We start from the raw sequence: 14,515 nt of genomic DNA on the forward strand, positions 1-14,515 counted from the left end.
GCTGGGCGCGTGGAGCTTGGGGTTCCCGGGGTCGCTGGGCGAGTGGAGCTTGGGGTTCCAGGGGTCGCAGGGTCCGTGGAGCTTGGGTTCTCGTGGGCGCGGGGCCCGTGGAGATTTGCGTTCCAGTGGCTGCGGGGCCGGTGGAGCCTTGGGATCCAGGGGTCGCAGGGGTGTCGCGGCTTGAGTCTGCGGGGCGGGTGTGGCTCGAAGCCTTCGTTGTGCGGGGCCGATCGGCCTTATTCGCCCGTTATGCTGGAGCGTCCCCTCGTTCGCCCGCCCCGAGACCTGGAGTACGACGTCGTGCGCATCGACCTGCACACCCACTCCAACGCCTCGGACGGCACGGACACCCCGGCCGAGCTGGTCCGCAACGCGGCCGCCGCCGGCCTGGACGTCGTCGCCCTCACGGACCACGACACCACGCGGGGCCACGCCGCCGCGATCGCCGCGCTGCCTGAGGGTCTGACCCTCGTGACCGGCGCCGAGCTGTCCTGCCGCATGGACGGCGTCCCCCTGCACATGCTCGCGTACCTCTTCGACGCCGACGAGCCCGCGCTGGCCGCCGAGCGGGAGCTGGTCAGGGACGACCGGGTGCCGCGCGCCCGGGCGATGGTCGGCAAGCTCCAGGAACTCGGCGTCCCGGTCACCTGGGACCAGGTCGCCCGGATCGCGGGGGACGGCTCGGTCGGCCGCCCGCACGTCGCCGAGGCGCTCGTCGAACTCGGCGTCGTGGCGGACGTGTCCGGCGCGTTCACGCCCGAGTGGCTGGCGAACGGCGGACGGGCGTACGTCGAGAAGCACGAGCTCGACCCGTTCGACGCGATCCGGCTCGTCAAGGCGGCCGGCGGCGTCACGGTCTTCGCGCACCCCCTCGCGGTCAAGCGGGGCGAGGTCGTCCCCGAGGCCGCGATCGCCCGCCTCGCGGAGGCCGGCCTCGACGGCATCGAGGTCGACCACATGGACCACGACGAGCCGACCCGGGCCCGTCTGCACGGGCTCGCTCAGGACCTCGGGCTGCTCGCCACGGGCTCCAGCGACTACCACGGCAGCCGCAAGACCTGCGCCCTCGGCGAGTACACGACCGACCCCGAGATCTACGGCGAGATCACGCGCCGCGCCACCGGCGCCTTCCCCGTCCCTGGCACGGGCGGACCGGCCTAGGGCCGTTCGGAGGACCAGGGGCGTAGCCGCGCCCCGGCCCTCCCCGCGTCTCGGGGACGTACCCGCACCGCTCCGCGCGGGGGGTCACCCCTGACCCCGGTGGTCCCCCCACCCCTTCACCTGTCACCCGCCACCGCGCCCTCGCGCGGCGGAGCCGTGGCGCGGGCCCATGCCCGCCCACCCCCTCGTACACCCCTCATCGCAAGGCACACCGTGTTCGACGTCGCCGTATTCGGCTCGCTGTTTCTGACCCTGTTCGTGATCATGGATCCCCCCGGGATCACCCCGATCTTCCTCGGCCTCACCTCCGGCCGGCCCGCCAAGGTGCAGCGGCGGATGGCCTGGCAGGCCGTCGCCGTCGCCTTCGGCGTCATCACCGTCTTCGGGATCCTCGGGCAGCAGATCCTCGCCTATCTGCACGTCTCCGTCCCCGCCCTGATGATCGCCGGTGGTCTGCTGCTCCTGCTCATCGCGCTCGACCTGCTCACCGGCAAGACCGACGAGCCCAAGCAGACCAAGGACGTCAACGTCGCGCTCGTGCCGCTCGGCATGCCGCTGCTCGCCGGCCCGGGTGCGATCGTCTCCGTCATCCTCGCCGTGCAGCACGCCGACGGCGTCGGCGCGCAGGTCTCCGTCTGGGCCGCGATCGTCGCCATGCACGTCGTGCTCTGGCTGACCATGCGCTACTCGCTGCTGATCATCCGGGTCATCAAGGACGGCGGTGTCGTGCTCGTGACCCGGCTCGCCGGCATGATGCTGTCGGCCATCGCCGTGCAGCAGATCATCAACGGCGTGATGCAGATCGTCCAGGGGGCGTAGCCCCTCCCGCGCCGCACAGCACTGCGCCCCCGTACGGATTCCGGTCGTCGGAGTCCATGCGGGGGCGCGGTGCGTGCGGGCGGGTACCTCGTTACGAGGCGGTGGTGTCGGCCGGGCGGATCCAGATGCGCTGGCCGATCGAGGCGGCCTGCTGCACGATCCGGTTGACGGAGGCGGCGTCCACGACGGTCCGGTCGACGGGCGTGCCGTCGATGTCGTCGAGTCGCAGGATTTCGAAGCGCATGGCTTCTCCCTTCGTCTGGAGTTGATCCTCCTGATGGAGAACTGTTGTGCGTGTTACAGAGGGTCCAACGACATGCATCCTGCAAACATTCCCTACGCTAAGGAAATTTTTCGGATGGCTAACTACTATCGTGGGGGGTGGTGGCGGGAGCCCGGTGCCGGGCGGAGAATGAGCCCCGTATGAACGACGCAGAGACACCCCGCACGCCGTCCCCGGACCCCTTCGCCGAGCTGGGCGACCGCCTGGAGCTCACCAATGAGCTCCTGAGGCGGATGCTCGCCGAAGTGGCGAAGACCCCTTCGACCCATGCCATCTTCGTCGACGCGGGTTACGTCTATGCTGCGGCCGGGTTGCTGGTCGCGGGCACCGAGGACCGCCGCTCCTTCGACCTCGACGCCGAAGGGCTCATCGAGGCCTTCATCGACAAGGCCCGCACGATCTTCGCCGACAGCCGGCTGCTGCGCGTCTACTGGTACGACGGCGCGCGGCGCCGCATCCACACGCCCGAGCAGCAGTCCATCGCCGAACTCCCCGACGTCAAGGTCCGGCTCGGCAACCTGAACGCCAACAACCAGCAGAAGGGCGTCGACTCCCTCATCCGCTCCGACCTGGAGTCCCTCGCCCGCCACCGCGCGATCAGCGACGCCGCGCTCGTCGGCGGCGACGAGGACCTGGTCTCCGCCGTCGAGGCCGCCCAGGGCTACGGAGCCCGGGTCCACCTCTGGGGCATCGAGTCAGCCGACGGGCCCAACCAGGCCGAGCCCCTGCTCTGGGAGGTCGACAGTCGGCGCACCTTCGACCTCGACTTCTGGCGCCCCTACGTCACCCGACGGCCCGTCACGACGTACGAGAACGACGGCGGACCACCGCCCTCGCGCGACGAGGTCCGCTTCGTCGGCGCCCAGATCGCCGCCATGTGGATCGCCCAGCGGGGCAGCGACGCGCTGGCCGAGCTGCTGCCGGGACACCCGTACCTGCCGGGACCGGTCGACCAGGAACTCCTCATCGACGCCGAGCGGCTCCTCGGCCGGTCCCTGCGTGGCCACGCGGCGCTGCGCAGGGCGCTCCGCGACGGGTTCTGGCAGCACCTCCAGGCGCAGTTCCAGCTCCCCTAGGGGGTGGGCTCGGGCGGGCCGTCCCAGAACGCCGCGAGCCGGGCCGCCAGCTCCTCCGGGTGCGAGACGTTGGGGGAGTGGCCCGCGCCCGCGACCACCGTGTGGTGCGCGCCCGTCCGTGCCGCGGCCTCGGCCAGGCCGTGCGTCGGCCAGACCATCTCGTCCGCGCCGTACACGATGTGTACCGGCATCGGCAGCGCGGCAAGCCTCGCCGTACCGTCCGGATCGCGCAGCAACAGCCGCCCGGCGCCCGCCAGTTGGGCGATCCGGGTGCGCATCCAGCGGCGCCGCAGGAACCGTACGATCTCCGGCGGGTCGCTCACCCCCGGCTCCTCGCCCCGGCTGTCGAGCCAGCGCGTCGCCCGCCAGACCCGCTCCTTCGGCAGCAGCGCGAGCGCGCCCCGCAGCGCCAGCACCCTGATCCGCTGGGGGCGTGCGACCCGGCCGGGTCCCGAGGAGAGCAGGGTCAGCGAGCGGAAGGCCCCCGGCGCGAGCTCTGCGGCGGCGCGCGCCACCAGGCCGCCGAAGGAGTGGCCGAGCAGATGCACCGGACCGTCGCCGAGCACGGCCGCCTGCGCCACCACGTCCAGGGCGAGCGCCCGGCGGCGGTAGGCGTGGCGCCCGCGCGGCCCCGGGGTCTCGTGCTGGCCGCGCCCGTCGACGGCCAGCGCGCGGTAGCCGTGCTCCGCCAGCGGACCGAGCAGCGCGAGGAAGTCCTCCTTGCTGCCGGTGTAGCCGGGCAGCAGCAGCACCGTGCCGCGCCGCTCGCCCTCGGGCGCGGTGTCCAGGACGGCGAAGTCGCCGCGTGTGGTGCTCAGCCGGTAGGCACGGGTGCGCGGCGGCAGCGCCAGGGACCGGGGCTTGCTCATGGAGCGACTGTATCCGCTGTTCAGCGCGGGCCGGAGGGCGGACAGCAGCGTGGCCCGGCCCCTGGGAAGGGGCCGGGCCACGCGGAAGGTGCGGGCGGCGCGTCAGCTCTCGGGCTGCGCGGCCGCGGCCTTCTTCGTCGTGCGGCGACGCGGAGCCTTGGGGGCCTCCTCGACGACACCGGCCTCCGCCGGAGCGGCGGCCGCCTTCTTGGTCGTACGGCGGCGCGGCGCGGTCTTCGGCTCCGAGGCGTCCGGGGCCTCGGCGGCGACGGCCTTCTTCGTCGTGCGGCGACGCGGGGCCTTGGGGGCCTCCTCGGCGACCGGCTCGACGGCCGGCGTCTCCACCGGCTCGGCGGCCACGGCCTTCTTGGCCGTACGACGACGGGGAGCCTTCTTCGGCTCCTCGACGACCGGCTCGGCGGCCGGGGCGGCCTCGACGGTCTCGGTCACCTCGGCGGCGACGGCCTTCTTCGCCGTCCGGCGGCGGGGGGCCTTCTTCGGCTCCTCGACGACCGGCTCGGCGGCCGACTTGGCGGCCGGCGCCACGGGCTCGGCGACCGGCTCCGCGACCGGGGCGGCCGTGGCCGCCGCGGCGAGGGCCGCGGCCGCGGTCTCCACCGTCTGGAAGCCCACGGTCTCCGCCTCGGGCAGGACACGCGGACGGCGGCGGCGGGGGGCCCTCGGCGCCTCGGGGGCGGCCTGCGGGGCCCGGTCCACCGGCTTGGCCTGCTTGACCACGGGCGCGGCGGCGACAGCGACCGGAGCGGCGGCCACCGGAGCGGCCTCCGCCACCGGCGCGGCGGCCGGTGCGGCGGCGGTCGTCTCGGCGACGCGCGCGGCCGGAGCGGTGGACGCCCCGCCCGTGCGGGTGCGGCGACGACGGCGCGGCGTGCGCGGCTCCGCCGGCGCGTCCTCCGTCACCGGAGCGGCGACCGCTGCCGGAGCGGCGGTCACGGCCGTCTCGGCCGCCTCGGCGCCACCACGCGTACGGCGACGCTGGCGCGGGGTGCGGGTCCGGGCCGGGCGCTCCTCGGCAGCGGGGGCGGCCTGCTTGCGGCCACCGCGGCCACCGCGGCCACCGCGGCCGCCGGGCTCGCCGAGGTCCTCGAGCTCCTCCGCGTCCAGACCGGCGCGGGTCCGCTCGGCGCGGGGCAGGACACCCTTGGTGCCCGCCGGGATGTCGAGCTCCTCGAACAGGTGCGGGGAGCTGGAGTAGGTCTCGACCGGGTCGTGGAAGTCCAGACCCAGAGCCTTGTTGATCAGCTGCCAGCGCGGGATGTCGTCCCAGTCGACCAGCGTCACCGCCGTGCCCTTGGCGCCCGCGCGGCCGGTACGGCCCACGCGGTGGAGGAACGTCTTCTCGTCCTCGGGCGACTGGTAGTTGATGACGTGCGTGACGCCCTCGACGTCGATGCCTCGCGCGGCGACGTCGGTGCAGACGAGCACGTCGACCTTGCCGTTGCGGAACGCGCGCAGGGCCTGCTCGCGGGCGCCCTGGCCGAGGTCGCCGTGGACCGCGCCGGACGCGAAGCCGCGCCGCTCCAGCTGCTCGGCGATGTCGGCCGCCGTGCGCTTCGTACGGCAGAAGATCATCGCGAGCCCGCGGCCGTTGGCCTGCAGGACGCGGGAGATCAGCTCCGGCTTGTCCATGGAGTGCGCGCGGTAGACGCGCTGCGTGATGTTGGCGACGGTCGCGCCCTCGTCGTCCGGCGCGGTGGCGCGGATGTGCGTGGGCTGCGACATGTAGCGACGGGCCAGGCCGATGACGGCGCCCGGCATGGTCGCCGAGAACAGCATGGTCTGACGCTTCGCCGGAAGCATGTTGATGATCTTCTCGACGTCGGGCAGGAAGCCCAGGTCGAGCATCTCGTCGGCCTCGTCCAGGACGAGGGCCTTGACGTGCGACAGGTCCAGCTTGCGCTGGCCGGCCAGGTCGAGCAGGCGGCCCGGGGTGCCGACGATGACGTCGACGCCCTTCTTGAGCGCCTCGACCTGGGGCTCGTACGCCCGGCCGCCGTAGATGGCGAGCACGCGGACGTTACGGACCTTGCCGGCGGTCAGCAGGTCGTTGGTGACCTGGGTGCACAGCTCGCGGGTGGGGACGACGATCAGGGCCTGCGGGGCGTCGGTCAGCTGCTCGGGCTTGGCCCGGCCGGCCTCGACGTCCGCGGGGACGATGACGCGCTCCAGGAGCGGCAGACCAAAACCGAGGGTCTTGCCGGTGCCGGTCTTGGCCTGGCCGATGACGTCGGTGCCGGAGAGGGCGACCGGAAGGGTCATCTCCTGGATGGGGAAGGGGGACACGATGCCGACGGCTTCGAGCGCCTCGGCCGTCTCGGGAAGGATCCCGAGCTCTCGGAAAGTCGTAGTCAGGGTGCTGCCTCTTCTGTGAGACGCGGCGCGAGGCGAACGCTGGGGGTCGTACCGTGCCGATTCGCTTCCGGCCGGATCGACGAATGGATCACAGCCGGGTGGCGCGGGACCACTGCCGTCGCTCGAGCGTCGTGCCGCTGAGGGACCCTCCTGCGGGTGCGCGGGGAGGGCTGTCGGGTCGGAGCCAGTCGGGCCACCGACCGGGCATCCTCATTCATGAGTCGGCCCACCGAGTACGTCCGAACGTGCGAAAGCTTGTCCGCATACTCAGCAGGCGCTTTACCACTGTACCCCGGATTCGCGCATGTGTGTTGGGAGAATTGGTGATGAGGGCGCGGTCACAGTGACTGACCAGGCCCTTGGGTGCCCCGGCGGGCGGGCTATTGTGCGCTTCATGGAGACGCCTGACAACGCCACGCCCGCCGAAGAGCCCCTCACCGGGATCGCCGCCCAGGACTGGGCCACCGCTTCCGCCGAGCCGCAGTACCGCGCCGCGGTCGTCGACCTGCTCGGCGCGCTGGCCTACGGAGAGCTGGCGGCGTTCGAGCGGCTCGCCGAGGACGCCAAGCTGGCGCCCACCCTCGCGGACAAGGCGGAGCTGGCGAAGATGGCCTCCGCCGAGTTCCACCACTTCGAGCGGCTGCGGGACCGGCTCGCCGCCGTGGACGCCGAGCCGACGGCCGCCATGGAGCCCTTCGCCAAGGCGCTGGACGACTTCCACCGCCAGACCGCGCCGTCCGACTGGCTGGAGGGCCTGGTCAAGGCCTACGTCGGCGACTCGATCGCCAGTGACTTCTACCGGGAGGTCGCGGCCCGGCTCGACTCGGACACCCGCGCCCTCGTGCTGTCCGTCCTCGACGACACCGGTCACGGCAACTTCGCCGTGGAGAAGGTCCGCGCGGCGATCGACGCCGACCCGCGCGTCGGTGGCCGGCTCGCGCTGTGGGCGCGCCGTCTGATGGGCGAGGCGCTCTCGCAGGCCCAGCGCGTGGTGGCCGAGCGCGACGCGCTCTCCACGATGCTCGTCGGCGGCGTCGACACCATGGCCGCGGGCTTCGACCTCGCGGAGGTCGGCCGGATGTTCTCCCGGATCACCGAGGCCCACACCAAGCGCATGGCCGCGCTCGGCCTGGCGGCCTGACACCTTCGGCGCGAGGCCGCCGCGACACGGCCCGGATCTCCGGGCCGGACGCGGCGGCCTCGTGGTGTCTGGAGGAGCCTCGTGGTGTCTGGAGGAGCGGCGCTGTTCACGCCGCCGCTGATCGGCGCAGCCTGCGGGAGGCCGGGCGGATCAGCAGCGAGAGCAGGACGGCCGAGATCGCCACGGCCCCGACGAGCGTCGGCAGGGCGTGGCCCGGGCCGAGGGCGCCATGGGTCACCAGAGCGCCGAAGACGGCGCCGAGGGTGCCGGTCGTGAGGACGACCGTGCGTGCGGGGAGGCGGTCGGGCAGCCGGTGCACGGCGGCCCAGGCCAGGGCGAATCCGAGCAGTGCGGCGCCGAGAGCTTCCAGGAACACGTGATCACCTCGCGTGCGGTGCGGGGCGGGCATTGCGGTCGTAGCCGTCCTACCCGGGGCGACTCGAACGCAATCCTCCCCGCCCGTCCCACCTGCACCTTCGCTCCGCCCTCAGGCGCTGGGGGCGGAATACGGGCCACCCGGACGGACGAAGGGCCCGGCGGAACGAATCCGCCGGGCCCTTCTCCTGTCGGCTGTCTCAGAGAGCGCCGAAGCCCACCCGTCGCACGGCAGGCTCGCCGATCTCCACGTACGCGATCTTCTCGGCCGGGACCAGGATCTTGCGGCCCTTGTCGTCCGTGAGGCTGAGCAGCTGCGCCTTGCCGGCCAGCGCGTCGGCCACGGCGCTCTCGACCTCCTCGGCGGACTGCCCGCTCTCCAGAACGATCTCCCGGGGTGCGTGCTGCACGCCGATCTTGACCTCCACGGCTATGTCCCTCCGAACGGTCAGCGTTGCGCGTCTACCGCGCCGTACGCTGCACACATTAGCCCGGAGAGGGGACCCGCACGGCCCACCGGCGGAACGCCAGGAGCGAACACCGCCGGCGAAGGCTCAGTGACCCTCGGCAGCGGCCGGCTGGCCGTCCGTCGGATGCAGCGGGAAGCCCGCGATGCCCCGCCACGCCAGCGAGGTCAGCAGCGCCACGGCCTTGTCGCGGGGGATGGCGGACTCGCTGGAGAGCCAGTAGCGCGCCACGACCTGGGAGACACCGCCCAGGCCCACCGCGAGCAGCATGGACTCGTCCTTCGACAGGTCGGTGTCCTCGGCGATGACGTCGGAGATCGCCTCTGCGCACTGCAGGCTCACCCGGTCCACCCGCTCGCGCACGGCCGGCTCGTTGGTGAGGTCGGACTCGAAGACCAGCCGGAACGCGCCGCCCTCGTCCTCCACGTACGCGAAGTACGCGTCCATCGTGGCCTCGACCCGCAGCTTGTTGTCGCTGGTCGACGCCAGGGCCGTGCGCACGGCCTGGAGCAGCGCCTCGCAGTGCTGGTCGAGCAGGGCCAGATAGAGCTCGAGCTTGCCCGGGAAGTGCTGGTAGAGGACGGGCTTGCTGACGCCCGCGCGCTCGGCGATGTCGTCCATCGCGGCGGAGTGGTACCCCTGCGCGACGAACACCTCCTGGGCCGCTCCGAGGAGCTGGTTCCGTCGGGCGCGGCGCGGCAGGCGCGTGCCCCGAGGGCGTGCTGCCTCTGTCTGCTCGATGGCTGTCACGCCGCCTCCCAAAAATCGATCCATGCGCGCTGTGGTGTCGCGCCCGCCATCGTACTTTTGGGTAACCCGGCTGTGCGCGGTGCGGACGCAGAATTTCACGGACCGGACGCCGAGGGCGACAGGAGATTCAACGTTAAACCGAACAAATCAGCGGTAGTCGTCTTCGTCGAGGGCGACCACGCGCGCCTGTTCGGAGGAGTCCGCCTCGTTCGCCGAGTCCCGTTCGACATGGGTGTGCGGCTCGTCCTCGCGCTGCTGCAGTTCCGCGCGCTGCTCGGCCGCGTCGGCCTCAGGGATTTCCTCGTCGAGCACGACGTCCTCTTCCTCGGCGAATGTGTCCGGCTCGGTCGGATCGACAGTCATGCGGTTCCTTCCGGCATGCGGGTCCTCTCCGATGGCCCTCCCTACGAGCGTAGGAGCACACTCCGCGCGGCGCACCCGATCCTGTGACGCCACACACACGCGCCGCCGCGTGATCGTCTCGTAATATTGCGGCCATGTCGTCGACCGAGCTTCCGGAGACCCGGACCGCCGCCGCACCGCACACGCCGCGGACCCGCGCCGTTCGGGTCGCCGACGGCGAGGAGCTGCGCTCCGTCGCGCTGCCCGGGCTCACGCTCACCGTGCGCGCCCGGCCCGGCACCCGCCCGGGCCTCCCGCCCGCGCTCTACGTCCACGGCCTCGGCGGTTCCTCGCAGAACTGGTCGGCCCTGATGCCGCTGCTCGCGGACCAGGTCGACGGCGAGGCCGTCGACCTGCCGGGCTTCGGCGACTCCCCGCCGCCCGACGACGGCAACTACTCCGTGACGGGACACGCCCGGGCGGTCATCCGTTTTCTGGACGCCGCCGGCCGCGGTCCGGTCCACCTCATCGGCAACTCGCTGGGCGGCGCCGTCTCCACCCGGGTCGCCGCCGTCCGACCCGACCTGGTGCGCACGCTGACCCTGGTCTCCCCGGCCCTGCCCGAGCTGCGCGTCCAGCGCACCGCCTGGCCGACCGCGCTGTTCGCCCTGCCGGGCGTGGCGCCGCTGTTCGCGAAACTGTCCCAGGACTGGACGCCCGAGCAGCGGGTCCGCGGCGTCCTCTCGCTCTGTTACGGAGACCCCGGCCGGGTCTCCGAGGAGGGCCTGCGGCACGCCGTGGAGGAGATGGAGCGCCGACTGGAGCTCCCGTACTTCTGGGACGCCATGGCCCGCACCTCGCGCGGCATCGTCGACGCCTACACCCTCGGTGGCCAGCACGGCCTGTGGCGGCAGGCGGAACGGGTGCTCGCGCCCACCCTGCTCGTCTACGGCGGTCGGGACCAGCTCGTCTCGTACCGAATGGCGCGCAGGGCCGCCGCCGCGTTCCGCGGCTCGCGCCTGCTGACCCTCCCGGACGCCGGGCACGTGGCCATGATGGAGTACCCCGAGACGGTCGCTCAGGCCGTGAAGGAACTGATCGAGGCCGACACGGCGACCACAGCCGGTACGGCGAGCCAAGCTGGTACGGCGACCACAGCCGGTACGGCGGCCGGCGACGACAGCGGCAGGAGCTGATCCGGGGCGTGGGACGACATAGTCGTAAGGGCGCCGCGCCCACTCCCCCCGCCGAACAGGCGCAGGGGCGGGACCAGGGGCGGGGCGCGAGCGGGGCGGGAACGGGGCGCCGCAGGCGCGCACCGGGCGCCGAGGGCGCGCCCGCCCAGGGCGGGTACTCCCCGGGTTCGCCCGCCCGGAGTCCGTACGGCCAGGACCCGTACGGCCAGGACCCGTACGACCGGGGCGGGTACGCGCAGGCGCGGCCGACCGGGTACGCGCAGGGCACGGGCACCGGTTCCTACGGGCAGGCGCCGAGCGGGTACGGGCAGCAGCCCGCGGCGCGGCCCGCGCCCGGTGGGCGACCCGTCTGGGACACGCCGATGCACGGCACCCCCGTCTACACCGCCCCCGTGGAGACGGCCGTACGGGGCGGGCACCCCGAGCACACCGAGACCCCGCCGCATCCCCAGCGCTACGGCGACTGGCAGGGGCGCCGCAGGACGGGGCCGGCCGAGACCGCCGACGCGCCCCCGCCGCTCATCCCCGGCCCGCGCCGGGAGAGCGACGCGGACGACACCGGCACACCCGAGCGGCTTCCCGAGGAGGCCCCGGCCAAGGCGGGCGGCAAGGGCCGCACGTTCACCGGCATCGCGGCCGCCGCCGTGACCACCGTCCTCGCCGTCGTCGTGGCCGGTCAGGTGACCGACCGGGGCACCGGTGCGCCGGTCACGCGGTCGGCGGAAGGGCCCACCGACCGGGCCGTCGACAACGGCGGGGCCTCGCGCTCCGACGACCGGCTGACACCGTCCCACCCCGTGGCCCCGTCCGCCGAGCCGGCCGCACCCGCCGCGCCGGTCACGTACGAGCAGTTGATGGCCCGTCAGTACCCGATCGACCCCAAGCTCCAGGGCTCGGGCGAGTTCGAGGCCGTGGCCGGTTTCGACAAGGCGCCGGGGAAGGGGCGGAAGATCCGCTACCGCGTCGATGTCGAGAAGGGGCTCGGCCTCGACGCGAAGCTCTTCGCGCAGGCCGTGCAGAAGACGCTCAACGACCCGCGGAGCTGGGCCGGCAACGGCGCCATGACCTTCGAGCGGATCTCCACCGGAGAGCCGGAGTTCGTGGTCACGCTCGCCAGCCCGGGCACCACCGGGAAGTGGTGCGCGAAGTCCGGTCTCGACACCACCGTCGACAACGTCTCCTGCGACTCCGCGTCCACCTCCCGCGTGATGATCAACGCCTTCCGCTGGGCGCGGGGATCGGACACCTTCGGCGACAAGGCGATGTTCGCCTACCGCCAGATGCTCATCAACCACGAGGTCGGCCACCGCCTCGGACACAGCCACGTCACCTGCCGCACGCCGGGGGCGCTCGCGCCCGTGATGCAGCAGCAGACCAAGTCCCTGGACATCGACGGAATCAAGTGCCGTCCCAATCCATGGGTCCATCCGGGAAGTTGATCCCCGGCGGGCCGTGCCCGACGGGCGCCGGTCCCGCGTGAATTCCGCGGTTTCCGTGGATTCGGCCGCGGCCCGCGCCGCGGCCTTGTCCGTGGTCGCGGCCATATCCATGGCCGCGGCAATTCCGCGCGGGTGAAATCCGCCTCCGCCATTCCGGACGGAAAGGGCGCGGACTTCGCCGTGGCCGCAGCCTGACGCTGCGTATGCGAAACATCCCGTAGCGCGACGAAACGCGACCGGGCTGGGAAAGTTACGTGCATTCACCCCTTCCGGTGGCGCGACGGACAACCGTCCGTCGCGCCACCGGTTCATCCGCTTACGTTCTTCCCGCTGCGGGTCGCCGGACGGAGGTGGCCGCCGGACAAGTGAGATCGGGGGTGTCCTCATGCGGATCGGACTGCTCACGGAGGGTGGCTACCCGTACGCCACGGGTGAGTCCAGGCTCTGGTGCGACCGGCTCGTGCGCGGGCTCGCGCCGCACGAGTTCGACGTGTACGCCCTCAGCCGCAGCGCCCGCCAGGAGGAGGCCGGCTGGGTCGACCTGCCCCCGCAGGTCCGCTGCGTCCGCACCGCCCCGCTCTGGGCCCCCGAGGACGACGGCCACACCTACGGCCGGCGCGAACGGCGGCGCTTCGCCGAGCACTTCGGCGCGCTGGTCACCGGGGTCTGCGCCGAGGACGACACGACCGGCGCCGCCTCCTCGTTCGCCGAGGGGCTCTACGGCCTCGCCGAACTCGCCGCCGAGCGCGGCGGCCTCTACGCCGCCCTGCGCTCCGAACTCGCCGTCCGCACCCTGGAGTCCGCCTGCCGCACGCCCGGCGCACGCCGGGGCGTGGCCGCCGCCACCGTCCCCGACTACCTCGACGTCGTGGACCAGTTGGAGCGCGCGCTGCGCCCGCTGTCACTCGACTGGTACGGCGAGCAGGCGCTCGGCGCGGTCGACCTCTGCCACGCGGCCTCCGGCGGCTCCGCGGCGCTGCCCGGGCTTCTGGCCAAACGCTTCTTCGGCACCCCCCTGCTGGTCACCGAGTACGGCGTACAGCTCCGCGCGCACTATCTCTCCACCGGTGAGGCGCCCCGCTCCGCCCCCGTGCGCGCGCTGCTCGCCGCCTTCCAGGGGCGGCTCGCCGGCGAGGTCTACCGGCAGGCCGCGCTCCTCACCCCCGGCAACACGCACGCCAGGCGCTGGCAGGAGAGGTGCGGCGCCGACCGGGCCAGGCTGCGCACGGTCTACCCCGGCATGGCCTCCGAGCGGTTCACCGAGGTCGGCGAGGACGAGGAGAGCGGCGACCCGGCGACGCTCGTCTGGGTCGGCCGGGTGGAGCCCGCCAAGGACCTCATCGCGCTGCTCCACGCCTTCGCGGACGTCCGCAGGGCGCAGCCCGACGTACGGCTCAGGATCATCGCCGCGCCGGTGCGCGAGCCGGGCGCGGACGCGTACGTCGCGCACTGCCGGGCGCTCGCGGCCCAGCTCTTCCCCGACGAGGCGCCCGGGGCGCACGCCGTCGGCGAGAACCCGGTCTCCTTCGAGGAGATCGGCGGACCTGAGGCGCCGACGCTGGCCGAGGCGTACGCGGCGGGCGCCGTCGTCGTCCTCTCCAGCGTCGTGGAGGGCTTCCCGATCAGCCTGGTCGAGGCGATGTTCTGCGCGCGGGCCACGGTCTCGACGGACGTCGGCGCGGTCGTCGAGGTCATCGGCGGCACCGGACTCGTCGTACCCCCGCGCAATCCGAGGGCGCTCGCGGACGCGTGCCTCGCGCTCCTGCGCGACCCCGAGCGCCGGTACCGGCTGGGGGCGGCGGCGCGGGCGCGCGCGCTCGAACTGTTCACCGTCGAGCAGAACCTCGCCGCCTTCCGCGGCATCTACCTCGAACTTCTCTCCCGTTCCCCGGTGCGCCGCCGCGCCGCGGAGGGCGTCCCCTTCGCCCACCCGGCCGAGGCGTACGTCCCCGGCAGCTGGGCGGACCAGCCGGTGAGCACCACCGGCGGAACGGGAGCCCCCGATGCCTGAAGGAGGCACCCCCATGCGCGGCTCCGCCGCCCCGACGAGCCCAGGCCCCTGGGACTCCCACTCGGAGACGCTGCTCGAGAAGGCGGCCCTGACGGTGGCCGTCACGGTCTCCGTGACCACGGACGGCCAGGCCGCCGCCGGACCGGTGCGGCCCGCACCGCCTCACGCGCCCGCGGCCCCCGTGCCCGCTCCCGTCACCACCGCGACCCGCGA

The 14,515-nt window shown here is 73.3% G+C and carries 14 protein-coding genes and 1 pseudogene; 8 read left to right on the plus strand and 7 right to left on the minus strand.

Annotated features, from left to right (window positions below; genetic code table 11):
• The first annotated feature begins 300 nt into the window (after positions 1 to 300).
• Entirely contained in the window at positions 301 to 1,161 is an 861-nt protein-coding gene (locus tag AB0E14_RS30485; RefSeq protein WP_362425355.1) for a PHP domain-containing protein, read from the plus strand.
• Between the two features lie 213 nt (positions 1,162 to 1,374).
• Positions 1,375 to 1,980: a MarC family protein gene (locus tag AB0E14_RS30490; protein ID WP_362425325.1), complete on the plus strand. Its 606-nt coding sequence runs from the start codon at positions 1,375 to 1,377 to the stop codon at positions 1,978 to 1,980.
• Between the two features lie 91 nt (positions 1,981 to 2,071).
• Here AB0E14_RS30490 and AB0E14_RS30495 read toward each other — a convergent pair whose 3' ends face one another.
• Positions 2,072 to 2,224 carry a hypothetical protein gene (locus tag AB0E14_RS30495; protein ID WP_318103221.1) on the minus strand — a complete coding sequence of 51 codons (153 nt, stop codon included), beginning with the start codon at positions 2,222 to 2,224 and terminating at the stop codon, positions 2,072 to 2,074.
• Between the two features lie 179 nt (positions 2,225 to 2,403).
• Here AB0E14_RS30495 and AB0E14_RS30500 point away from each other — a divergent pair, with 179 nt between their 5' ends.
• Positions 2,404 to 3,339 (plus strand): NYN domain-containing protein, encoded by a 936-nt coding sequence (locus AB0E14_RS30500; protein ID WP_362425327.1) that lies wholly within the window; start codon positions 2,404 to 2,406, stop codon positions 3,337 to 3,339.
• Here the strand turns inward: AB0E14_RS30500 and AB0E14_RS30505 are convergent.
• Complete coding sequence (locus AB0E14_RS30505; RefSeq protein WP_362425330.1) at positions 3,336 to 4,208, minus strand: alpha/beta hydrolase; 873 nt, start codon at positions 4,206 to 4,208, stop codon at positions 3,336 to 3,338. The two genes, AB0E14_RS30500 and AB0E14_RS30505, sit on opposite strands and share 4 nt — an antisense overlap.
• A 102-nt stretch (positions 4,209 to 4,310) precedes the next feature.
• On the minus strand, positions 4,311 to 6,488 hold the full coding sequence (locus AB0E14_RS30510; RefSeq protein ID WP_362425358.1) for a DEAD/DEAH box helicase: 2,178 nt from the start codon (positions 6,486 to 6,488) through the stop codon (positions 4,311 to 4,313).
• A 487-nt stretch (positions 6,489 to 6,975) separates the two neighbouring features.
• Between AB0E14_RS30510 and AB0E14_RS30515 the strand changes: the two genes are divergently transcribed.
• A complete protein-coding gene (locus AB0E14_RS30515) occupies positions 6,976 to 7,722 on the plus strand; it encodes a ferritin-like fold-containing protein (RefSeq protein ID WP_362011224.1) in 747 nt (248 codons plus the stop codon).
• A gap of 106 nt (positions 7,723 to 7,828) precedes the next feature.
• Here AB0E14_RS30515 and AB0E14_RS30520 read toward each other — a convergent pair whose 3' ends face one another.
• The 4 genes from AB0E14_RS30520 to AB0E14_RS30535 form a co-directional block, all read right to left on the minus strand.
• Positions 7,829 to 8,098 (minus strand): hypothetical protein, encoded by a 270-nt coding sequence (locus tag AB0E14_RS30520; protein ID WP_362425333.1) that lies wholly within the window; start codon positions 8,096 to 8,098, stop codon positions 7,829 to 7,831.
• Between the two features lie 199 nt (positions 8,099 to 8,297).
• Positions 8,298 to 8,525: a DUF3107 domain-containing protein gene (locus AB0E14_RS30525; RefSeq protein WP_362425336.1), complete on the minus strand. Its 228-nt coding sequence runs from the start codon at positions 8,523 to 8,525 to the stop codon at positions 8,298 to 8,300.
• Positions 8,526 to 8,651: 126 nt separating this feature from the next.
• Positions 8,652 to 9,314 carry a TetR/AcrR family transcriptional regulator gene (locus tag AB0E14_RS30530; protein WP_362425339.1) on the minus strand — a complete coding sequence of 221 codons (663 nt, stop codon included), beginning with the start codon at positions 9,312 to 9,314 and terminating at the stop codon, positions 8,652 to 8,654.
• A 147-nt stretch (positions 9,315 to 9,461) separates the two neighbouring features.
• Complete coding sequence (locus tag AB0E14_RS30535) at positions 9,462 to 9,677, minus strand: hypothetical protein (protein WP_361964205.1); 216 nt, start codon at positions 9,675 to 9,677, stop codon at positions 9,462 to 9,464.
• A gap of 134 nt (positions 9,678 to 9,811) precedes the next feature.
• Here AB0E14_RS30535 and AB0E14_RS30540 point away from each other — a divergent pair, with 134 nt between their 5' ends.
• The 4 genes and pseudogenes from AB0E14_RS30540 to AB0E14_RS30555 form a co-directional block, all read left to right on the plus strand.
• Positions 9,812 to 10,852 (plus strand): alpha/beta hydrolase, encoded by a 1,041-nt coding sequence (locus AB0E14_RS30540; RefSeq protein ID WP_362425343.1) that lies wholly within the window; start codon positions 9,812 to 9,814, stop codon positions 10,850 to 10,852.
• An 8-nt stretch (positions 10,853 to 10,860) separates the two neighbouring features.
• Complete coding sequence (locus AB0E14_RS30545; RefSeq protein ID WP_362425346.1) at positions 10,861 to 12,291, plus strand: DUF3152 domain-containing protein; 1,431 nt, start codon at positions 10,861 to 10,863, stop codon at positions 12,289 to 12,291.
• 385 nt (positions 12,292 to 12,676) lie between these two features.
• The gene (locus AB0E14_RS30550; protein WP_362425349.1) at positions 12,677 to 14,302 is read left to right on the plus strand and encodes a DUF3492 domain-containing protein; all 1,626 of its coding nucleotides are present in this window, start codon (positions 12,677 to 12,679) and stop codon (positions 14,300 to 14,302) included.
• A 13-nt stretch (positions 14,303 to 14,315) separates the two neighbouring features.
• A pseudogene (locus AB0E14_RS30555) lies at positions 14,316 to 14,515 on the plus strand (hypothetical protein); the annotation flags it as partial.

The sequence above is a fragment of the Streptomyces sp. NPDC047981 genome (assembly GCF_040653315.1).
Classification (GTDB): domain Bacteria; phylum Actinomycetota; class Actinomycetes; order Streptomycetales; family Streptomycetaceae; genus Streptomyces.